This window comes from Streptomyces sp. C (genome assembly GCF_000158895.1).
GTDB classification, from domain to species: Bacteria; Actinomycetota; Actinomycetes; order Streptomycetales; family Streptomycetaceae; genus Streptomyces; species Streptomyces racemochromogenes.
This window is the reverse complement of sequence record NZ_GG657750.1, coordinates 2,190,396-2,211,012: the sequence shown is the minus strand read 5'-3', so window position 1 is coordinate 2,211,012 and position 20,617 is coordinate 2,190,396. Positions and strand designations below refer to the sequence as shown.

20 protein-coding genes and 1 pseudogene are annotated in these 20,617 nt (G+C 71.1%); 9 read left to right on the top strand and 12 right to left on the bottom strand.

Features of this window, described 5'->3' with window-relative positions:
• Positions 1 to 353: 353 nt before the first annotated feature.
• From SSNG_RS09785 to SSNG_RS09775, 3 genes are all read right to left on the bottom strand, one after another.
• Positions 354 to 611: a hypothetical protein gene (locus SSNG_RS09785; protein WP_007263660.1), complete on the bottom strand. Its 258-nt coding sequence runs from the start codon at positions 609 to 611 to the stop codon at positions 354 to 356.
• Positions 604 to 777, bottom strand: a complete 174-nt coding sequence (locus SSNG_RS41985; protein ID WP_165364991.1) for a hypothetical protein — start codon at positions 775 to 777, stop codon at positions 604 to 606. Before SSNG_RS41985 ends, SSNG_RS09785 begins: the two co-directional genes overlap by 8 nt.
• Positions 778 to 915: 138 nt before the next feature.
• Positions 916 to 1,695, bottom strand: a complete 780-nt coding sequence (locus SSNG_RS09775) for a GntR family transcriptional regulator (RefSeq protein WP_007263658.1) — start codon at positions 1,693 to 1,695, stop codon at positions 916 to 918.
• Between the two features lie 18 nt (positions 1,696 to 1,713).
• On the opposite strand from SSNG_RS09775, the gene SSNG_RS09770 reads away from it, so the two are divergent.
• Positions 1,714 to 2,184 (top strand): NUDIX domain-containing protein, encoded by a 471-nt coding sequence (locus SSNG_RS09770; RefSeq protein WP_042800811.1) that lies wholly within the window; start codon positions 1,714 to 1,716, stop codon positions 2,182 to 2,184.
• A gap of 18 nt (positions 2,185 to 2,202) precedes the next feature.
• On the opposite strand, the gene SSNG_RS39310 is transcribed toward SSNG_RS09770, so the two are convergent.
• The 4 genes from SSNG_RS39310 to SSNG_RS09745 all read right to left on the bottom strand — a co-directional run bounded on the left by SSNG_RS39310 (position 2,203) and on the right by SSNG_RS09745 (position 6,036).
• Positions 2,203 to 3,092, bottom strand: a protein-coding gene (locus SSNG_RS39310) for an IS5 family transposase (RefSeq protein WP_128636909.1) whose coding sequence is annotated in 2 segments (ribosomal slippage) — positions 2,203 to 2,753 and positions 2,753 to 3,092 — 891 coding nt in all. Because the reading frame shifts where the segments join, the coding sequence is not laid out codon by codon here.
• A 47-nt stretch (positions 3,093 to 3,139) separates the two neighbouring features.
• Positions 3,140 to 3,913 carry a glycosyltransferase family 2 protein gene (locus tag SSNG_RS09755; RefSeq protein WP_007263655.1) on the bottom strand — a complete coding sequence of 258 codons (774 nt, stop codon included), beginning with the start codon at positions 3,911 to 3,913 and terminating at the stop codon, positions 3,140 to 3,142.
• A gap of 730 nt (positions 3,914 to 4,643) precedes the next feature.
• A complete protein-coding gene (locus SSNG_RS09750) occupies positions 4,644 to 5,264 on the bottom strand; it encodes a hypothetical protein (protein WP_007263654.1) in 621 nt (206 codons plus the stop codon).
• Positions 5,257 to 6,036, bottom strand: coding sequence for an alpha/beta fold hydrolase (locus tag SSNG_RS09745; RefSeq protein WP_042800809.1), 780 nt, complete (start codon positions 6,034 to 6,036; stop codon positions 5,257 to 5,259). Before SSNG_RS09745 ends, SSNG_RS09750 begins: the two co-directional genes overlap by 8 nt.
• A gap of 160 nt (positions 6,037 to 6,196) precedes the next feature.
• On the opposite strand from SSNG_RS09745, the gene SSNG_RS09740 reads away from it, so the two are divergent.
• The 5 genes from SSNG_RS09740 (at position 6,197) to SSNG_RS09720 (ending at position 11,290) form a co-directional block, all read left to right on the top strand.
• Positions 6,197 to 6,994 carry a lysophospholipid acyltransferase family protein gene (locus tag SSNG_RS09740; protein WP_007263652.1) on the top strand — a complete coding sequence of 266 codons (798 nt, stop codon included), beginning with the start codon at positions 6,197 to 6,199 and terminating at the stop codon, positions 6,992 to 6,994.
• Positions 6,995 to 7,050: 56 nt separating this feature from the next.
• Positions 7,051 to 8,262 (top strand): DUF5931 domain-containing protein, encoded by a 1,212-nt coding sequence (locus SSNG_RS09735; RefSeq protein ID WP_042800808.1) that lies wholly within the window; start codon positions 7,051 to 7,053, stop codon positions 8,260 to 8,262.
• 53 nt (positions 8,263 to 8,315) lie between these two features.
• A complete protein-coding gene (locus SSNG_RS09730; RefSeq protein WP_042803204.1) occupies positions 8,316 to 8,960 on the top strand; it encodes a response regulator transcription factor in 645 nt (214 codons plus the stop codon).
• A gap of 165 nt (positions 8,961 to 9,125) precedes the next feature.
• The gene (locus tag SSNG_RS09725) at positions 9,126 to 10,157 is read left to right on the top strand and encodes a 6-phosphofructokinase (protein WP_007263649.1); all 1,032 of its coding nucleotides are present in this window, start codon (positions 9,126 to 9,128) and stop codon (positions 10,155 to 10,157) included.
• A 122-nt stretch (positions 10,158 to 10,279) separates the two neighbouring features.
• Positions 10,280 to 11,290, top strand: a complete 1,011-nt coding sequence (locus SSNG_RS09720; RefSeq protein ID WP_007263648.1) for a 2-hydroxyacid dehydrogenase — start codon at positions 10,280 to 10,282, stop codon at positions 11,288 to 11,290.
• Between the two features lie 197 nt (positions 11,291 to 11,487).
• Here SSNG_RS09720 and SSNG_RS09715 read toward each other — a convergent pair.
• Positions 11,488 to 13,420: pseudogene (locus SSNG_RS09715) on the bottom strand (anthranilate synthase family protein).
• 332 nt (positions 13,421 to 13,752) lie between these two features.
• On the opposite strand from SSNG_RS09715, the gene SSNG_RS09710 reads away from it, so the two are divergent.
• Both SSNG_RS09710 and SSNG_RS09705 read left to right on the top strand, forming a co-directional pair.
• Complete coding sequence (locus SSNG_RS09710; RefSeq protein WP_042803202.1) at positions 13,753 to 15,108, top strand: 3-deoxy-7-phosphoheptulonate synthase class II; 1,356 nt, start codon at positions 13,753 to 13,755, stop codon at positions 15,106 to 15,108.
• Positions 15,109 to 15,271: 163 nt separating this feature from the next.
• The gene (locus SSNG_RS09705; protein ID WP_042800806.1) at positions 15,272 to 15,538 is read left to right on the top strand and encodes a (2Fe-2S)-binding protein; all 267 of its coding nucleotides are present in this window, start codon (positions 15,272 to 15,274) and stop codon (positions 15,536 to 15,538) included.
• A 31-nt stretch (positions 15,539 to 15,569) separates the two neighbouring features.
• On the opposite strand, the gene bfr is transcribed toward SSNG_RS09705, so the two are convergent.
• A complete protein-coding gene (bfr, locus tag SSNG_RS09700; protein WP_037926968.1) occupies positions 15,570 to 16,046 on the bottom strand; it encodes a bacterioferritin in 477 nt (158 codons plus the stop codon).
• A 171-nt stretch (positions 16,047 to 16,217) separates the two neighbouring features.
• On the opposite strand from bfr, the gene SSNG_RS09695 reads away from it, so the two are divergent.
• Entirely contained in the window at positions 16,218 to 16,850 is a 633-nt protein-coding gene (locus SSNG_RS09695; RefSeq protein ID WP_007263643.1) for a sulfite oxidase-like oxidoreductase, read from the top strand.
• A 69-nt stretch (positions 16,851 to 16,919) separates the two neighbouring features.
• Here the strand turns inward: SSNG_RS09695 and SSNG_RS09690 are convergent, their stop codons facing one another.
• The 3 genes from SSNG_RS09690 to pknB form a co-directional block, all read right to left on the bottom strand.
• Entirely contained in the window at positions 16,920 to 17,489 is a 570-nt protein-coding gene (locus SSNG_RS09690) for a DUF4396 domain-containing protein (protein ID WP_007263642.1), read from the bottom strand.
• A gap of 99 nt (positions 17,490 to 17,588) precedes the next feature.
• The gene (locus SSNG_RS09685) at positions 17,589 to 18,449 is read right to left on the bottom strand and encodes a deoxyribonuclease IV (RefSeq protein WP_007263641.1); all 861 of its coding nucleotides are present in this window, start codon (positions 18,447 to 18,449) and stop codon (positions 17,589 to 17,591) included.
• 6 nt (positions 18,450 to 18,455) lie between these two features.
• Positions 18,456 to 20,369 carry a Stk1 family PASTA domain-containing Ser/Thr kinase gene (gene pknB / locus SSNG_RS09680; RefSeq protein ID WP_007263640.1) on the bottom strand — a complete coding sequence of 638 codons (1,914 nt, stop codon included), beginning with the start codon at positions 20,367 to 20,369 and terminating at the stop codon, positions 18,456 to 18,458.
• Between the last annotated feature and the right edge of the window lie 248 nt (positions 20,370 to 20,617).

Below are 20,617 nucleotides of genomic sequence, written 5' to 3'. Positions count from 1 at the left end.
CTTCGTGATCGCCTTCGGCGACCCTTGACAGGGCGGCCCGAACCGGAAAGCCGAAAGACTGCCGGGAAACCCCCAAAGAAACGGCACGGTCCATGGTGGAGGGACGGGCGTCTCAGGGACCAGGCGCGGTGCCGGGGGCCGGCCCGCCGGGCATCCGGGCCCCCAAGAGTCGAAATCCGGAGCCGGGGCCCGGCTACCCGCACGAGAAGGCGAACAGACCGCCCTGCGGAGCCCCCAGGCGCGACAGATCGCTACGCGCTCCTCTTTTCTCGGCGTCCAGCGACCGCCTGTGGCTGGCACCCGCACAGAGGTTGACCAGAGCAGCCGAGGAAGCGGAGAGTTGCGTCAGATCGCTACGCGCTTCTCTGGTCTCGGCGACTGGCGGCCGTCCGGGGCTGGTCGTGGGCGGGTTCGACGTTGGTGGCGGCGGTCGTGAATTCGCGGCCGGAGGCGCCCCGGATGTAGGCGAGCTCCACCCAACGCTCGTAGACGGCGGTATCCGAGACGTTTTCGTTGATCACGGCCATCAGGACGCCCTCGATGCCCGAGGCGATGTCGCGCACGCGTTGGTAGAGGAGGCGGTGGGGGACGTACTCGTAACACTCACTCATCGGAGGCCGCCTCGAAGGAGATGAGGAACCGCTCCCAGCCGGCCTGCGCGCGGGTGAGCAGGTCCGCGCTTGGCTCGATCGCCCCGGCAGCCCTCAACGAGCCGGTGTCGTCGTCGATGTCGGTGGGGCAGGGCGTTGCTGCCAGGCGGGCGGGGATCGGATACATGGTGGTCACTCCTCTAAAGAGGCTGAACTCCTTCACTCATGTATATGAGTGCTCCGCCAAGAGTGGCTCAACTCCTGCATAGGAGTATACCCGCTGTGAAGGCTAGGCCACAGTGGGTTGTGGACGGGCGTGGGGTCGTCAGTCGGTTGCCGGGATGCGGAACTCGAAGACGAACTGGTCAGCGGCCATGAGGGTGTCGCAGACCTCGATGACGCGGCCCGTGTCCGTGACTGCGTTTCGCAGCAGGTGCACCACAGTCGCTCCGGGGCTCAGCGCCAGCTCCGATGCTTCGGCTTTCGCGGCGGGCCGTGCCTGCAGGGTCTCCACGAACTCGGCGAAGGTGTGACCGTGCTCTTCGAGGCGTGCGTAGATGCCGCCGCCTCCGGGGTTCTCGGCGAAGAGTTCCGGGATGTCGCGCACCACGTCCCACGGCAGGTAGGAGGTCGCGGTTTCCACTGGGGTGCCGTTGCGGAAGTACAAGCGGCGGCGCGCGAGCACCTGCGTGCCGATGTCCACGCCGAGCCGCTGGGCGATCACCTCGGGGGCCTCGACGGGGCCGATGTAAACGACGCTGACCCTCGCGGCGGCGCCCGACTGCTCCGATTCGGCGAGGTAGGCGGCTTTGCCGCCCTGCCGGAGGGAGCGGCGGAAGCGATCCGAAGACCGGTGACGCACCGGCGGCCGGTCCTTTACGTACGAGCCCTTGCCGTGCCGTGTGTCGACGAGACCGCTGGCGCGGATCTCCAGCATCGCCTTGCGGACGGTCCCGCCGGAGACTCCGTAGCGCTCGACCATCTCGGCCTCGCTGGGCACCTGGTCTCCCGGCTTCAAGACGCCGGCGCGAACCTGCTGGACGATGTCCTCGGCGATCTGCAAGTACCGGGGGACGGCCTTGCCTTCTCCTGCAGCTGCTCCCATGGTCCTTCGCTTCCTCCTATGCTCATGTACATGAGTAACAGCGTCCCGTCGGACAGGTCAACGCCACGCCATTCCGTGTCGGTTGCCGGGGTGGTCGTGCGTGACGACGGCCGACTGCTGGCCATCCGCCGAGCCGACAACGGAACGTGGGAGCCACCGGGCGGGGTGCTTGAGCTGGCGGAAACCCCTGAAGACGGCGTGCGGCGGGAGGTGTTGGAGGAAACCGGCATCCACATTGAAGTAGACCGTCTCACCGGCGTGTACAAGAACGTCACGGCCGGAGTGGTGGCACTGGTCTTCCGCTGCAAGCCCTCCGGCGGGACGGAACGCCTTTCAGGCGAAAGCACGGCAGTCCAGTGGCTGACAGCGGACGAGGTCACCGAGTGCATGTCCGAGGTCTACGCCATCCGACTCCTCGACGCGCTCGACGGCAACAGCCCCCACGTACGAAGCCATGACGGACGCCAACTCCTTCCGGACCAGCCCTAGGGCCTGTCTGACAAATGATCACCTGGCTGGTTCGCGGAGCCAGAGGATCAGCGAGGCCAGGACGACTCCGGCGCGGTAGCGGTCGGCGAGCTTGTCGAACCTGGTCGCTATCGCGCGGAACTGCTTGAGGCGTGCGAAGCATCGTTCGACCACGTTGCGGTCGCGGTAGACCTCCTTGTCGAAGGCGGGCGGACGGCCGCCGAGGCGCCCTCTGCGCCGGCGGTTGGCGACCTGGTCGCGGCGCTCGGGGATCGTGACGACGATGCCCCGACGCCGCAGCAGGTGCCGGATCGCCCGGCTGGAGTAGGCCTTGTCGCCCAGGACGCGGGTCGGTGTCGTGCGCGGGCGGCCGGTTTCGGCTCGCGGAACGCGGATCCCGTCGAGGACCTGGGCGAATGCGGTGGCGTCGTTGACGTTGCCGGGCGTGAGCACGATGGACAGGGGCAGGCCGCGGCCGTCGACGGCGAGGTGGACCTTGGTGGTCAGACCGCCTCGGGACCGGCCGAGGGCCTGGCGCGTCTGCGAGCGGCCCGGATCTTCCAGTTCGTCCCCGTCTGCGGCCCCCTTTTGCGGGCGCCGGCGGCGTGCTGGTGGGCGCGGTTGATCGTGGAGTCAACGGCAACCGTCCATTCCACGCGGCCAACCGCGTCATCGCGGACCTGGACGTGCTCCAGAAGCTTCGCCCAGGTCCCGTCCGCCTCCCAGCGGGCGAACCGCTCGTAGACGGTCTGCCACGGCCCGTACCGCTCGGGCAGGTCACGCCACGGCGCCCCGGTCCGCAACCGCCACAGCACACCATTGACCACCTGCCGGTGATCACGCCACGGCCGACCGCGCCCGTCCACCTGCGGCAACAAGGGCTCTATCCGATCCCATGCCGCGTCCGTCAACTCACCTCGACCTGCCACAAGATCAATTATCAGACAGGCCTTAGACGGTCGACGCCGCGGTCGGGCTAGATGCGGGAGTTGCGCACCGACTGCCACACGGCACCGGCCAGTGCCCGCGTCGCGCGCGGGACCGACAGGTGCTCGTGCTCGCGGTAGAGCGACCAGTTGTACTGGACGAGCGAGAGCTTGTTGGAGGACAGGGACCCCGCCTGGTGGGCCCGGTACACCGCGAGCGGCTCGGCCAGGCCCCGGGCGTCGGCGCCGTCCCGCATGATCGAGAGCCAGAGGGCGTAGTCCTGCCGCTTGCGCATCTCCGGCATCAGCCTCGTGCCCAGGGCGTTGCGGTCGTACATGGCGGTGAGGGCTCCGATGTGGTCGCGGACCAGCATCGCGCGGTAGTCCACGTGCTCCCGGGCACGGACCACGCGCCCGTTGGGGACCCAGTCGGTGCTCTCGCCGTCGTAGTCGGCGTCCATCTTGAAGTACGAGGTGAACGTCAGCGGCGCGGTCCCCTGAGCGGCGAAGGCGAGCTGCTTCTCGGTCTTCTCCGGAAGCCACATGTCGTCGCTGTCGAGGAAGGCGACGTAGTCCCCGCGAGCCCGCTCGATCGCACGGTTGCGGGCCCGGCCGGCGCCGCCCTGCTCGGGCGCCCGCTCCGGCAGGACGCGCTCGTCCTGGCGGGCGAACTCCGCGAGCAGGTCCATGGAGCTGTCGGTGGACTGGTCGTCGGTGATCAGCAGCTCCAGGTCGCCGTGGGTCTGGGTGAGCACTGACCGGACGGCCGCACCGAGGGTCGCCGCCGAGTTGTAGACGGGCATCACGACAGACACCAAAGGCACAGCACTTCTCCTTACCAGACCGGGAACGACCACCCATTCAAGCACCGCAATCGAGTAGGAGCCGCCATGCATGCCGTCGTCGCGGCTCTCGCGGTGCCCGACCTGAGCACTTCAGAGGCAGCGACCCAAGACTGCCGCCGGCCGCCGAGACCAGAGGAGCGCGTAGCGATCTGTCGCGCCTCTCCGCTTCCTCGGCTGCTCTGGTCAACCTCTCGTGCGGGTATCAGCCACAGGCGGTCGCCGGACGCCGAGAAAAGAGGAGCGCGTAGCGATCTGACGCGCTTGTCGGCTTCCCTGGGCTGCTCTGTTCGCCTTCTCGTGCGGGTAGTCGCGCCCCGGCACCGGAAACACGCCTCTTGAGGGCCCGGATGCCCGGCGGGCCGGCCCCCGGCCCCTCGTCTCATCGCTGAGGCGCCCGCTCCTCCAAGGATCGTCCGTCCCGTTTCTTTGGGGGTTTCCCGGCAGTCTTTCGGCTTTCCGGTTCGGGTCGGTCGGTCAAGGGTCGCCGAAGGCGATCGCGTAGCGACGCGACGAAGGAGCGCCCTTGAGGGACCGGCCCGAACCGGAAGGACGATGGGACTGACGGGAAGCCCCCAACCCTCTCTGACCGGTCCGGGGGACACCGCCCCCGGACTCCGGCCCGCACCCAGGGGGCGGGTGGGCAACCCCCGCCCCCCCGTACCTCGGGGGGAGAGAGAGATAGCCGGCCCGCGCCCTGAAGCCCTCGCTGCTACACCACCGCGCCGCGCCCCGGGTCGTCGTCATCGTCGTCCTCGCCGCCCGACATGCGGGCGATCAGGGTGGCGAAGCCGCCCAGGAAGCCGCCGATGCCCAGGGTGGTCAGCCACCAGGTCATGTCCCACTGGAGCAGCACCGCCAGCAGGAGCAGTACCGGTCCGCCGACCACCGCGAGCCAGGCGAACTTCGCCGTCGTGTCCGCCTCCGGCAGTTCCGGTTCCGGCGGGACGAAGTGGCCCTCGTCCGCCGGTTCGGCCGGGGTGTGGTCCCTCGGGCCCGGACCCGGACCCGGCCCCGGGGTCGGTACCGGGGCGCCCACGCCCGGGGCGAACGTGATCGAGCTGCCCAGCTCCGGCTTCGGGGCGGGCTTGGGCTCGGGCTCCGGCTCCGGGGCCGGCTCGGCCGTCGGGGCCGAAGGGGCCGCCGGGGACGTGGGGGCCTTCGGCTCGGGCTTCACGTCCTCCTCCGGCAGCATCAGGTTCTCGATCGGCCGGAACGGCCTCGCCCCCGGCGGGTCCGGGGGTTCCTGCCCGTACCCGGCGACGATCGCGGCCCACGCCGCTTCCTCGTCCAGCGGGGGTACGCCCCCGGAGGACTCCTCGTGCTCAGCCACCGCTGGCCGCCCCCTCCCTGCCGACACTCTTCGCGAGCCGCCCGATGAACGCGTAGCTGTCCGCGAAGATCCGCTCCGCGTCATGGTCCAACGTCGCCACGTGGTAGCTCTGTTCCAGCAGGGTCTCGGTGACGTCGGTCGACGACACGCGGGACAGGATCCGCGCCGAGTCGACGGGCGGGACCACGTGGTCCTGGGGGCTGTGGAGCAGCAGCACCGGCTGCGTGACCTGCGGCAGCTCGGTGTCCACGAGCTGGAAGAACTTGCGCAGCGAGTGCGCGGCCTTCGTCGGAACGCGGTCGTAGCCGATCTCCGCCGAGCCGGGCTTGGCGATGTCGCTGGCGATCCCCGGCGTCGACCGGATGAAGTGCTTGACCACCGGAAGGGCGACGGCCAGCGGGTCGTGCACCTTGTTGGCCGGGTTGACGAGGACGATGCCGCTGATGGCGTCACCGTGCTTGGCGGCCAGCCGCAGCGTCAGCGCACCGCCCATGGAGAGGCCGAAGACGAAGACCTGCTCGCACCGCTCCAGCAGCTCGCGCAGCGCCCGGTCGACCTCCGCGTACCAGTCCTGCCAGCCGGTGAGCTGCATGTCCTGCCAGCGCGTCCCGTGTCCGGGGAGCAGCGGGAGCGAGACGGTCAGCCCGCGCTCGGCCAGGTACTCGGCCCAGGGGCGGAGCGACTGGGGCGAACCGGTGAAGCCGTGGCAGAGGAGTACGCCCACCTCTCCGCCCTCGTGGCGGAACGGCTCTGCTCCAGGGAGGACGGGCACCAGGGTCTCCTTCGAAGGGTGGGGGGTGCGTTGCGCTGTGTGACTTCACCGTACGCGACCGGGATGACACCGACCAGGGCCGTCGGGCGCTCCGCGCGGGCCCACGGGATATGGTCTGTTCGACAGACACAGGAAGGCTTTCGAGTTGATCTACGGCGCAATGAAGTTCTCCATCGGGGGTTCCCTGAAGCTCGCCTTCAGGCCGTGGGTGGAGGGCCTCGAGAACATTCCCGCCGAGGGGCCGGCGATCCTCGCGAGCAACCACCTGTCCTTCTCCGACTCCTTCTTCCTGCCGGCCGTACTGGACCGGAAGGTGACCTTCATCGCGAAGGCGGAGTACTTCACCTCCCCCGGGGTCAAGGGCAAGCTGACGGCGGCCTTCTTCAAGGGCGTCGGCCAGCTCCCGGTGGACCGCTCCGGCGCGCGCGGTGCGGGCGAGGCCGCCATCAAGAGCGGCATCGAGGTCATCGAGCGCGGGGAGCTGTTCGGTATTTACCCCGAGGGCACGCGCTCACCCGACGGCCGCCTCTACCGCGGCAAGCCGGGCGGTCTGGCCCGGGTGGCGCTGGCCACGGGCGCGCCCGTGATCCCCGTCGCCATGATCGACACCGAGAAGATCCAGCCGCCCGGCAAGGTGGTCCCGAAGCTGATGCGCCCGGGGATCCGGATCGGCAAGCCGCTGGACTTCAGCCGCTACCAGGGCATGGACGGGGACCGCTTCATCCTCCGCTCGGTGACCGACGAGGTCATGTACGAGATCATGAAGCTCTCCGGCCAGGAGTACGTGGACATCTACGCGACGGCCGCCAAGCGGCAGATCGCGGACGCGGAGAAGGCGGCCAAGGAGAGCGGCAAGGCGGCCGACAAGGCGGCCAAGGCCGAGAAGGCCGAGGCGGAGAAGGCCGAAGCGGAGAAGGCCGAGGCCGAGAAGGCCAAGGGAGAGACGGGCGCGGAGTAGCGCGCGCGGCGGGCCGGCCGGGAGGCCGGTCCGCGGGGACGGGGCGGGTGGGGGAGATGGCGAAGCGCGAGCGCGTCGTACGGATGTCGGTCGAGCAGCCGCTGTGGCGGGCCCTGACCGCGTACCGGCTGCTCACCATGGTCTACGCGGCCCTGCTGTTCGCGGCGGCCTACCGGAAGTTCGACCAGCCCGGCGTCGCGGTCGGCTACCTCTCCCTCCTCGCCGTCTGGACGCTGGCCACCCACCGCCGGGTGGCGAACGCGGCCAGCTGCACCAAGGGCTTCCTCGTGGCCGACCTCGCCGTCGCGCTGACCGGCATCCTGCTGACGCCGCTCGCCGACACCCACCAGCGGATCACGGAGGGCGGCCCCACCCTCCCCAGCATCTGGACCGCCGGCTCGGTCCTGGCCTTCGCCCTCAAGGGCGGCTGGCGCTGGGCCGGCTTCGCCTCGACCTTCGTGGCCGCCGCCAACCTCGTCATCCACGGCGGCGACCCCACCCGCGACACCCTGCACAACGTGCTGCTGGTCTGGGTCGCCTCCATCGCCATCGGCTACGTCGTCGAGGTCGCCCGGGCCAGTGAGGCCACCCTCGCCCGCGCCCTGGAGATCGAGGCCGCGACCCGCGAGCGCGAGCGCCTGGCCCGCGATATCCACGACGGGGTCCTGCAGGTCCTCGCCATGGTCCAGCGGCGCGGCACCGAGCTGGGCGGCGAGGCCGCCGAGCTGGGCCGGATGGCGGGGGAGCAGGAGGTGGCGCTGCGCACGCTGGTCTCCAGCGGGCTGGTGCAGCCGTCCCGGGTCTCGCGCGACGGGTCGCTCGGCGCGCTGGTGGACACGTACGAGGTGGAGGAGCCCGGCGCGGAGGAGGCCGAGCTGGACCTGCGCTCGCTGCTGGCACCGCACGCCGGCTCCCGGGTGAGCTTCGCCGAGCCGGGCAGCCCGGTGGTGCTGCCGGCGCCCGCCGCGCGGGAGCTGGCCGCGGCGGTCGGCGCGGCCCTGGACAACGTGCGCAAGCACGCCGGGGAGGGCGCCAGCGCCTGGATCCTGGTCGAGGACTGGGGCGACGAGGTGATCGTGACCGTACGGGACGACGGCCCGGGCATCCCGGCCGGCCGGCTCGACCAGGCGGAGGGTGAGGGGCGCATGGGCGTGGCCCTGTCCATCCGCGGGCGCCTGCGCGATCTCGGCGGCAGCGCCGAGCTGGTGTCCGTCCCCGGACAGGGCACCGAAGTGGAACTGAAAGTACCGAGGGGGAGGACCCAGTGAACGACGCCGGCAGCGAGCTCCAGCTCAAGCCCCAGCTCCAGGACATCAAGGTGATGGTCGTCGACGACCATCCGATGTGGCGGGACGCGGTGGCCCGCGACCTGGCCGCCGCGGGCTTCGACGTCGTCGCCACGGCCGGCGACGGGCCGGAGGCGGTGCGCCGGGCCCGTGCGGCGGCGCCGCGGGTGCTGGTCCTCGACCTCAACCTGCCGGGCATGCCCGGGGTGCAGGTCTGCAAGGAGCTGGTCGGCGCCGATCCCGCGCTGCGGGTGCTCGTGCTGTCGGCCAGCGGTGAGCACGCCGACGTGCTGGAGGCGGTGAAGTCGGGGGCGACCGGCTACCTGCTGAAGTCGGCCGGGGCGCAGGAGCTGATCGACGCGGTCCGCCGCACGGCGGCCGGGGACCCGGTGTTCACGCCGGGCCTGGCCGGTCTGGTCCTCGGCGAGTACCGGCGGCTGGCCACCGACCCGGCGCCGGCCGCGCCCGACGTGCCGAAGGCGCCGCAGCTGACCGACCGGGAGACCGAGGTGCTGCGGCTGGTGGCGAAGGGCCTGTCGTACAAGCAGATCGCGGAGCGGCTGGTGATCTCCCACCGCACGGTCCAGAACCACGTGCAGAACACCCTCGGCAAGCTCCAGCTGCACAACCGGGTGGAGCTCGTCCGGTACGCGATAGAGCGCGGGCTCGACGACGCGTAACCCGTTCGTACCGTTCGTACGTCGTACTTACTTGCACCCCGGCTCCCCGTACGAGTGAACGGGGCGTACGCAACGCCCGCCGTCCGCACCGGAATTGGGCTCTCCGCGCCCCTTGCCGTGACCTGTGCCACCACTAGCGTGACGGTCATGGCGAAGGGAGATTCCATGAAGGTCGGAGTGCTCACCGGCGGCGGCGACTGCCCCGGACTCAACGCGGTGATCAGGGGCGTCGTCCGCAAGGGCACGCAGGAGTACGGATACGGGTTCGTCGGCTTCAAGGACGGCTGGCGGGGGCCGGTCGAGGGGGACACCGTCCCGCTGGACATCCCCGCGGTCCGGGGCATCCTGCCCCGGGGCGGCACCATCCTCGGCTCCTCGCGCACCAACCCGTTCAAGACGGAGAACGGCGTCCGCGCCATCAAGGAGAACCTCGCCAAGTTCGAGGTCGACGCGCTCGTCGCGATCGGCGGCGAAGACACCCTCGGCGTGGCCGCCCGGCTCTACGAGGAGTACGGCGTCCCCTGCGTCGGCGTACCGAAGACCATCGACAACGACCTCTCGGCCACCGACTACACCTTCGGCTTCGACACCGCCGTGGGCATCGCCACCGAGGCCATCGACCGGCTGCACACCACGGCCGAGTCCCACATGCGGGTCCTGGTCGTCGAGGTCATGGGCCGGCACGCCGGCTGGATCGCCCTGCACTCGGGGCTGGCGGGCGGCGCCAACGTCATCCTCATCCCCGAGCAGCGCTTCGACGTGGAGCAGGTCTGCGCCTGGGTGACCTCCCGTTTCAAGGCCAGCTACGCGCCCATCGTGGTGGTGGCGGAAGGCGCCATGCCCAAGGACGGCGACCTGGTCCTCAAGGACGCGGTCTCCCGCGACTCCTTCGGACACGTCCGGCTGTCGGGCGTGGGCGAGTGGCTGGCCAAGGAGATCGAGTCTCGGACCGGCAAGGAGGCCCGTACCACGGTCCTCGGGCACATCCAGCGCGGCGGCACCCCGAGCGCCTTCGACCGCTGGCTCGCCACCCGCTTCGGACTGCACGCGATCGACGCGGTGCGCGACGGGGACTTCGGCAAGATGGTCGCGCTGAAGGGGACGGACATCGTCCGTGTGCCGATCGCGGAGGCCACCGCGAAGCTGAAGACGGTCGACCCCGCGTTGTACGAGGAGGTCGGGGTCTTCTTCGGCTGAGGCTCGCGCTGACGCCTGCGGAGGCGGGCCACGGGACGTATCGTGACGAAACGACCCGTGGCCGAGGCGACCTCTGGCCGAGGCGACCCGTGGCCGAGGCGACATGTGGGGAGCGAGCGAGCGTGGAGATCCTGGCCTTCGGTGTGACCGCCGACGAGAAGCCCCTCCTGGAGCGCGCCTTCGAGGAACACTTCCAGGGGCGCCACGAGATCCGCTGCCTCGACGTCTTCCTCGGCGAGGACACCGCGCCGATCGCCGCCGGGTACGAGGTCGTCTCCTCCAGCGTCAACGCGGAACTGCACGGGCGGGTCCTGCGCGCCCTGGCCGCCGGCGGCACCCGCATGATCGCGCAGCGCTCCACCGGCTTCAACAACATCGACCTGGACGTGGCCCGGCAGCTCCGGATGACCGTCAGCCGGGTCTCGTACTACTCCCCCTACTCGGTGGCCGAGTTCGCCTGGACCCTGGCCATGGCCGTGAACCGGCGGATCGTCCGCGCCTCCAACCGCACCCGGGACTTCGACTTCCGCCTGAACGGCCTGATGGGCCGCGACCTGCGGGGCCGCACGGCGGGGGTCCTCGGCACCGGCAGGATCGGAGAGGCCTTCACCCGGATCGCCCACGGCTTCGGCATGAAGCTGCTGGGCTGGGACCTCGCGCCCAACCCGGCGTGCGTGGAGCTGGGCATGGCGTACGTGGACAAGGACGAGCTGTTCGCGTCCGCCGACCTGATCAGCCTGCACGTGCCGCTGCTGGAGGCCACGCACCACATCGTGGACGCGGCCGCGCTGAAGGCGATGCGGGACGACGTGGTCCTCGTGAACTCCAGCCGGGGCGGGCTGATCGACACGGAGGCCCTCGTCGCGGAGCTGCGGGCGGGCCGCTTCACGGGGGTGGGCCTGGACGTGTACGAGGCGGAGGCCGGGGTCTTCTTCACGGACCGGTCCCTGGAGGCGGTGGAGGACGACACGCTGGCCCGGCTGGTGACGTTCCCGAACGTGGTGGTGACCAGCCACCAGGCGTACTACACGCTGGAGGCGGTGGGGCAGATCGTCGACGCCACCGTCCGGAACGTGGCGGACTATCTGGCGGAGCGCCGCTCCGAGAACACCCTCGTCCCGCCGGGGGGCTGACGGGGGGCGCCTGCGGCGGGCCGTCCCCGCCCCGCCTTTCGCCCGTTCCCCGGGGCTGGATGTATCCAGCCCGCGCGGCGTTTGAGCGCAACGGGGTCAGGGGCGGAGCCCCTGGGAACGGTGGAAGGGCGGGTAGGGGACCGGCCCCGCAGGGCAACGGCCCGCACCCGCCCCCGGGACCCCGCCCCCGGACCCGGCTACGCCGGCTCGGCCGGGGTGCCCGTCAGGGCGCGGAGCAGGGTCGAGACGATGCCCGCCCCGCGCAGGGTGAGCACCGACTCCGGGTGGAACTGGACGCCCGCGAAGCCCCGCGCCGCGCATCGGACCGCGTGGACCTCCCCCGTGACGGCGTCGCGCGACACCTCCACCCCGTGCGCAGCGAGTTCCGCCTCCGCCTCCGCGTCGCAGGCAGCGGCGTACGTGTTGTAGAAGCCCACCACCTCCGGTGTGCCGAACAGGTCGACCACCACCTGCGCCCCCTGCGCCGGCTCGGCCTTCCGCACCAGCGGCAGCCCCAGCTCCGCCGCCAGCAGCTCGTGCCCGAGGCACACCCCCAGCAGCCCCCCGCGGTGGGAGGCGAGGAGCTCCCGCGCCAGCCCGCGCAGCATCCGCATCCTGGGGTCGGCCGCGTCCGCCGGGTTGCCCGGGGCCCGGGCCGAGGACGACCGGGCCGTCCCAGGCCAGGGCGAGGGGCCGCAGCCCGGGGTCGTCGTAGCGGCGTACGGTCACCTCCAGCCCGGCCACCCGCAGCACGTGGGCCAGCATCGCCGTGAAGGTGTCCTCCGCGTCGATCACCAGCGCGTGCCCGGCCGGGTCCGCCGGCCGCTCCTGCATGCGGAGCCAGAACGGTGCCAGGTCGGCCCGCCGCGCGGCGAGGGCCGCCTGCACCCGGGGGTCGTCGGCCAGTCCGGCCGCGCCGCCGGAGGGGGCCGGCCGGGGCGGGGCGGGCCGTACGCCGAGGGCCGCCAGTACCCCGGCGGCCTTGGCGTGGGTCTCGGCCACCTCGCCGAGCGGGTCCGAGTGGCGGACCAGGGTGGCGCCGACCGGCACCCGCAGGCTCCCGTCGGGGGCGATGTCGGCGGTGCGGATCAGGATGGGGGAGTCCAGCGTCTGGGCGCCGGACGCGTCCAGGCCGAGCAGCGCCAGGGCGCCCGCGTAGTAGCCCCGGCCGCCGCTCTCGTACCGTTCGATCACCCGGCAGGCGTTCTGTACGGGCGAGCCCGTCACCGTCGCCGCGAACATGGTCTCCCGCAGCACCTCCCGGACGTCCAGCGAGGAGCGTCCGCGCAGCTCGTACTCGGTGTGCGCGAGGTGGGACATCTCCTTCAGGCGGGGGCCGACGACGACCCCGCCCATGTCGCCGACGGTGCACATCATCTTCAGTTCCTCGTCGACCACCATCGACAGCTCCTCGGTCTCCTTGCGGTCGGCGAGGAATGCGAGGAGCGACTCGGCGGTCGGACCGGAGTCCGGGTAGCGGTACGTGCCGCTGATCGGGTTCATCACGACCGTGCCGCCGGACATCCGTACGTGCACCTCGGGGCTGGCCCCGACGAGGGTGCGGTCCGGGGTGTGGACCACGTACGTCCAGTACGCGCCCCGCTCGCCCTCCAGCAGCCGCCGGAACAGGGCCAGCGCGTCGGCCCGGCCGAAGCCGTCGATCCGGCCCCCGTAGGTGCGCCGGATGACGAAGTTCGCGCCCTCGCCGCGGCCGATCTCCTCGCGGATCACCCGGTCGACGGTGGCCGCGTACTCCTCGTCGGGGACGTCGAAGCGGCCGCCGTCCACCCGGACGCGGTGGTCGGGGAGCCCGGTCAGCGCCTCCGCGAGCGGGATCTCGTACGCCTCCTCGGCGGTCAGCACGGCCAGCGGCGTGCCGTCGTCGCGTACGTCGAACCCGCGCTCGCGGATCTGCCGGAAGGGGACCAGGGCGAGGGTGGGGAGCTCCCGTACGGGCAGGTCGGCGAGCCGGCCGGCCTCGTGGACGGGGCCGAGGAGGACCTCGACGGTGTCGTGGTCGCGGCCGGGCGTCCGCCGGCGCAGCAGGGCGAAGGGCGGGGCGGAGTCGTCGAGGAGCGAGGTGAAGTCGAAATCGCGCCGGGGGGTCGTGCAGGGCGTGGGGCGGGTCATGGGGGCGTCCTTCCGGTGGGGTGTCGGAGGGAGGGACGGCCCGTGTCGGCACACGCAAAAGGCCGCCCCTCGGGGCGGCCTGCGCTTCGCTCGTGTCAGTGGGTACGCGAGAGGAGTGGGCCGCCGGGAGCGGGCCACCACCAGTTCAGGTCGGCGTGCGCGTACATGGGAGGCACCCTAGCCCACGATGCCGGCGTTCCGCTGCATCCGGCGTTTTCCGGCATGTGAACCTTGCATTCCGTTCATCCGCGGGTCCCGGGCCTTCGAACGACACCGTCTCATCAGGTGGGCGTCCGGCCGGACACGGCGATTGACGACGTAATGTGTACGAGGTGACCGTGAACGCTGAAAACCAAGCCCTCGCCGCCAAGGCGACCTGGCGAGACCTTCCCGCGGCGCAGCAGCCTTCGTACCCCGATGCCGAGGCCCTGCGCGCTGTCGTCGCGGACCTCGAGTCGTATCCTCCGCTCGTCTTCGCGGGTGAGTGCGACCAGCTGCGCGCCCGTCTGGGAGCCGTCGCCAAGGGCGAGGCGTTCCTGCTCCAGGGCGGCGACTGCGCCGAGGCCTTCGACGCCGTCTCCGCCGACCACATCCGCGCCAAGCTGAAGACCCTGCTCCAGATGAGCGCCGTCCTCACGTACGCGGCCTCCGTGCCCGTCGTGAAGGTCGGCCGCATCGCGGGTCAGTACTCCAAGCCGCGCTCCAAGGACACCGAGACCCGCGACGGCGTCACCCTGCCGACCTACCGCGGCGACTCCGTCAACGGCTTCGCCTTCACCGAAGAGGCCCGGGTCCCGGACCCGGAGCGCCTGAAGCGCATGTACCACGCGTCGGCCTCGACGCTGAACCTGGTGCGCGCCTTCACCACCGGTGGCTACGCCGACCTGCGCCAGGTGCACGCCTGGAACCAGGACTTCGTGAAGTCCTCCCCGTCCGGGCAGCGCTACGAGCAGCTCGCGCGGGAGATCGACAACGCCCTGAACTTCATGAAGGCCTGTGGCACCGACCCGGCCGAGTTCAAGGCGGTGGAGTTCTACTCCTCGCACGAGGCGCTGCTGCTGGACTACGAGGGCGCGCTCACCCGTACGGACTCGCGCACCGGCAAGCTGTACGACACCTCCGGCCACATGGTCTGGATCGGTGAGCGCACCCGCCAGCTGGACCACGCGCACATCGAGTTCTGCTCGCAGATCGCCAACCCGATCGGCATCAAGCTCGGCCCGACCACCTCGGTCGACGAGGCGCTGACGTACATCGACCGCCTGGACCCCGAGCGCGAGCCGGGCCGCCTGACCTTCGTCGTCCGCATGGGCGCCGACAAGGTCCGCGACAAGCTCCCCGAGCTGGTCGAGAAGGTCACCGCGTCCGGTGCGACCGTCGCGTGGGTCACCGACCCGATGCACGGCAACACCTTCGAGGCGGCCTCCGGCCACAAGACGCGCCGTTTCGACGACGTGCTCGACGAGGTCAAGGGCTTCTTCGAGGTCCACAAGGCGCTGGGCACCCACCCGGGCGGCATCCACGTCGAGCTCACCGGTGACGACGTCACCGAGTGCGTGGGCGGCGGCGACGAGATCTTCGTCGACGACCTGCACCAGCGCTACGAGACCGCCTGCGACCCGCGGCTCAACCGCAGCCAGTCCCTGGACCTGGCCTTCCTGGTCGCCGAGATGTACCGCGACCAGTAGTCGCGATCAGTAGGTACCTTCCTACGACGATGGGGGCGCGGGATCGATGTGATCCGCGCCCCATCGTCGTACCCGGGTCTTTTAGGGGACCCTAACTTTAGGTACGGTTAGGTAAGCCTCACCGAATAGGGGATGGCCTGCCGAACCGTTCCGCTCCAGGGAGGTGAACCGCGTGTACGTCTGCTCTTGCTTCGGCGTCACCGACAAGCAGGTGAAGGAACACGCGGCCGCCGGGGCCTGCACCCCCCGCCAGATCGCCTCGGCCACCAAGGCCGGCACCGACTGCGGATCCTGCGTGCGCACCATCCAGGGCATCCTCGGCCGCGGGGCCTGCCCCCGCCGGGAGCTGGTGGAGAAGGGCAACGCCGCGGCCGTCCTCGCCGCCGACCCCGCCGTGGCACCCGCGCCGGAGCTGGCGGAAGCCGCCTGAGGGTCCGGCCGAGGGCTTTCGGCCGGCTCGGCTAGCTCGGCTGCTCGATGAGCTGCGCGATGTACAGCGCCTCGCCGAGGGACTCGATGAGCTCCAGCTGGGTGTCGAGGTAGTCGATGTGGTGCTCCTCGTCCTCCAGGATCTCCTCGAAGAGGCGGGCGGACGTGATGTCGCCCTTCCCGCGCATGACCTCGATGCCGCGCTTGAGGCGGTCGATGGCCTCGACCTCGACCTGCCGGTCCGCCTGGAACATCTCCGTGATCGTCTGCCCCACGCGCACGTGGAAGAGGCGCTGGTAGTTCGGCAGGCCGTCGAGCATGAGGATGCGCTCGGTGAGCTTGTCCGCGTGCTTCATCTCGTCGATGGACTCTTCACGCGTGTACTTGGCGAGCTTGGTCCACCCCTTGTTGTCCTGGATGCGGTAGTGCAGCCAGTACTGGTTGATGGCCGTGAGCTCGCCGGTCAGCTGCTCGTTGAGGAATTCGAGGACCTCGGGGTCGCCCTGCATCGCAGAGGCTCCTTCCAAGCAATGTCAGCTAGTGACTGGGCAGTGCGCGCATCCTTGCACTGCCGTCCGGGGGCGTCCAGTAAGTGCCTCCTTAGTGGGAGTTGCCGTGACTTGCCCGAATAGCGTCGTACCTGGTCGTGACCACCCCGCCACGTCTGTCACCATGGAGACATGGGTCAGCCGGAAAGCCGGGAATCTCCGGGAGCAGAGCAGCTCGAGCTCCCTCCGGGGCAGCGGTTGCAGAGGGGTTGGCCCGTCACCCACTACGGTCCCGTGCCCAAGTTCAAGCCGGACCGCTGGGAGTTCCGCGTCTTCGGTGCGACGGCGGACGGTGAGAAGCGCTGCTGGAACCACGATGAGTTCGCGGCCCTGCCGTTCGACTCCGTCGTGGCCGACCTGCACTGCGTCACCAAGTTCAGCATGACGGGCGCCGAATGGGGCGGCGTGCTGGCGCGCACCGTCCTGGAGCTGGTCCCGCCGGCCCCCCAGGTCACGCACGTGATGGTGTGGGCCGAGTACGGCTTCAGCTCCAACATGAGACTGGCCGACTTCGCCTCCGACCGGACCGTCTTCGCCACCCACATGGGCGGCGAACTGCTGACGGCCGAGCACGGCTTCCCGCTGCGGCTCGTGGTCCCGCACCTGTACGCCTGGAAGGGCCCGAAGTGGGTCCGCGGCGTGGAGTACATGACCGCCGACCGCCGGGGCTTCTGGGAGGAGCGCGGCTACCACAACATCGGCGACCCCTGGCGGGAGCAGCGCTACTCGTACCAGGAGGAACCGGGCGACGGCCCGGAGCTGTAGCTTTCGCCGTAGCTCACGGGCCGCCGCGGGGTCGGGTCTGTACCCCCTGGGGGTACGGGTGCGGGTGCCTCAGTGGTGGTACTGGTGGACGACGGCGTGGCCCTTGCCGCGGCCGATCATCCACTTGTTGACCGGGGTGGTCAGGACGAAGGCGACGGCGAGCGAGATCGCCAGCACCGTCCAGAACAGCGGCTCCGACAGGTGGGCGTCCATCGCGCCGGGCCACAGGGCGATCACCCCGTTGTCGACCAGCTCCATGACCGCGATCGACAGGGTGTCCGCGGCCAGCGCCACCCGGACGGCCGAACGGAAGTCCACGCCGGCGGCGAGGATGCCGCGCAGGGTGAGCGCGTAGCCGAAGAAGAAGGCGAGGATGATCGCCAGGACCATCGTCGCGACGTTCCCCCAGCCCAGCGCGGTGCCGACGATCATGCCGAGCACCTCGCCGATGGCGCAGCCGGTGAGGCAGTGCAGGGTGGCCCGGGCCGCCATGACCCAGCTCACCTTGCCGCCGGGGGCGTGGCCGGCGTGGGCGCCGTGCCCCGCGTGGGCCTCCTGGCCCCCGTGGGCCTGGTGCTCGCCGTGGCCCTGGTGGTGCTGGTGGTGCTCGTGGTTTCCGTGCTCGTGCTCGTGCTCCATGACAACCCCCGAAGCCTGAGGGGAACCCTGGTAGCGGTCCCGTCGGTATGACAGAACCGTATACCCCCCAGGGGTATTCCTCAACAGATCTTCAAGCGGTCAGTGGAGGTCCCGGAGCTCCTTCAGCAGCGCCACGTCGGCCGCGTGCCCCTCCTTGCCGCCCGGCGTCTCGATGATCAGCGGTACGCCGTCCATCTCCGGGTGCGAGAACAGCTCGGCGAAGGCCTCCCTGCCGATGTGGCCCTGACCGATGTTGGCGTGCCGGTCCTTGTGGGCGCCGACGCCCTCCTTGGAGTCGTTGGCGTGGATCAGCTTCAGCCGGCCCGCGCCCACCGTCTCCACCAGCAGGTCCAGCGTCTGCTTGGTGCCGCCCGGCTCGGCGAGGTCGTGCCCCGCCGCGAAGATGTGGCACGTGTCCAGGCAGATGCCGAGCTTCGGGTGGTGGTCGAGCGCCTCGAAGTACGGGCCGAAGTCCCAGGTGCGCGAGCACAGCGAGGAGCCCTGCCCCGCCGTGGACTCCAGCAGCAGGAACGGGTCGTCGTCGTGCGTCAGCTCGTCCAGCAGCGGCAGCATGTGTTCCCTGACCTGCGCGTACGCCGCCTCGCGCGGGCGGCCCCCGGTGGCCGAGCCGGTGTGCACGACCACCCCGAGCGCGCCGATCTCCCGGCCCCGGCGCAGCGAGTGGCGCAGGGACTCCACGGACTTCTCGACGGTCGCCTCGGTGTGCGAGCCGAAGTTGATCAGGTACGGGGCGTGCACGTACGCCGGGATCGACTCCTCGGCGCACTGGGCGCGGAACAGCTCGTCCTGCGCCGGACTGCCGGTCGGGGTGGCCCAGCCGCGCGGGTTGGCGACGAAGACCTGCACGGCCTCCGCGCCCATCTCACGGGCGTAGGCGAGGCCGACCGAGGCCAGCCCGCCGGCGACGGGGACGTGCCCGCCCACGGGATTGCGTGTCACTGGCTCTCAGAGTCCCTTGGTCTTGACGGTGATCGTGCTGCCCTCGGGCGCGCTCTGGCCGGCGGGCACCGACTGGGTGTCCACGGTGTTGCTGAAGGAGAGGAAGGGACGGTCCACCTTCACCTTGAAGCCGAGGGCCTCCAGCGTCTTGCGGGCCACTTCCACGTCCTGCCCGGCGACGCTCGGGACCTGCACCTGGCGGGGGCCCTTGGACAGGGTCAGCGTGACCGTGTCGCCCGCGGCGGCCTGGGTGCCGGCGGCGGCCGACTGGTTGGCGACCGTACCGGCCGGCGAGGGGGAGTTCACCTGCTCGGGGGCCGTCTCGACCTTGAGGCCGAGCGCCTCCAGCGCGGCCCGGGCCTGGTCCGCGGACTTGCCCGTCACGCTCGGGACCTGCACGGGACGGCCCTTGCTGACCAGGAGCGCGACCGCCGAGTCCGGGGCCCGCTTCTGGCCGCCCGCCGGGTCGGTGCTGATCACCGAGCCCTGGGCGACGTCCTGGCTGAAGGCCTGCGTGACGATGCCGGGCGCCAGCCCCGCCTTCGTCAGCTCCTCCTTCGCCTCCTCCAGCGGCCTGCCTTTCAGGTCGGGCACGCTGACGACCTCGGGACCCCGCGAGACGGTGAGGACCACCGCGCCGTTGCCGCGGATCTGCTTGCCGCCGCCGGGGCTGGTCTCCATGACCGTCCCGCGCTCGAAGGCCTCGCTGAACTTCCGGTCGACCTTCTTGACGCCCAGGCCGGCGGCCGACAGCTCGTCGCGGGCCTGGGCCTCCGTCTTGCCGAGGAGGTTGGGGACCTTGGTGAACTGTCCGGAGTTGATGTACCAGACACCGCCGCCGATGCCGAGGACGAGCAGCACGGCGGCGATGACGAGCAGCATCCCGCGCTGGGGCACCCGCCGCGGCGGGGCCTGAGCGGGGGCCTGCTGCTCGGCGACCGGAGGACGCTCCAGCCGGGAGGTGTGGAGCACGGGCTGGCCCTGCCCAACCGGCCGCGGGATCACGCTGGTGCGGTCCTCGGTCGCAGACCGCTCCTGCGCCCGCGCCTGCGGCGGTACGGCGTCCAGCTCGGCCTCGCTCAGCCGCGCCCGGGCCTCCCGGGCCAGCCCGAGCAGGGCGGCGGCGTCGTACGGGCGCAGCTCGGGGCTGCGGGCGGCCGCGTGCGCGACCAGCTCGTCGAGCGCGGCGGGCAGCCCCGGGACGGCGGCCGACGGGGCCGGAACGTCCTCGTTGAGGTGCTGGTACAGCACCTGGGCGGGGGTGCCGCCGGTGTGCGGCTTGGCGCCGGTGAGCATCTCGTACAGGACGACACCGCAGGCGTAGACGTCCACGCGGGTGTCGGTGATCCCGTCCTCGATCTGCTCGGGCGCGAGGTAGGAGACGGTGCCGAGGACGGAGCCGGTGGTGTTGGTGGCCGAGTCCACGGAGCGGACGAGACCGAAGTCGGCGACCTTGACGCTGCCGTCGTCGCCGATCAGGACGTTCTCGGGCTTCATGTCCCGGTGCACGAAACCGGCCCGGTGGGCGGTGCCGAGCGCGGCGAGGACCGGCTCCAGGATGTCGAGCGCGGCCCGCGGCTGGAGCGCCCCGCGCTCGCGCAGGACGTCGCGCAGGGTGCACCCGGAGACGTACTCCATGGCGAGGTAGGTGTACGGCCCGTCCGTGCCCTGGTCGAAGACGGCCACGACGTTCGGGTGCGCCAGGCGGGCCACGGACTTCGCCTCGCGGATGAAACGGTCCACGAAGACGGCGTCGGCGGCCAGGTCCGGGTGCATGATCTTCAGCGCGAGCACCCGGTCGAGCCGGGTGTCGACGGCCCGGTAGACCGTCGCCATTCCGCCGGCCGCGATACGGGCGTCGACGCGGTATCGGCCGTCGAGCACCCGCCCGACGAGGGGGTCATCCAGGGTCGTATCCACCCGCCGATTCTACGAGCCGGGCTGCGGGCACCGTCCGGGGCGTCCACGCTTGCAGCGCAGCCGTGACATGGCCCGGGGCGGGCGGTATCCCCTGGGGCGGTCTCAGAGCAGGTTGGGGGCTTCCCGTCAGTCCCATCGTCCTTCCGGTTCGGGCCGGTCCCTCAAGGGCGCTCCTTCGTCGCGTCGCTACGCGATCGCCTTCGGCGACCCTTGACCGACCGACCCGAACCGGAAAGCCGAAAGACTGC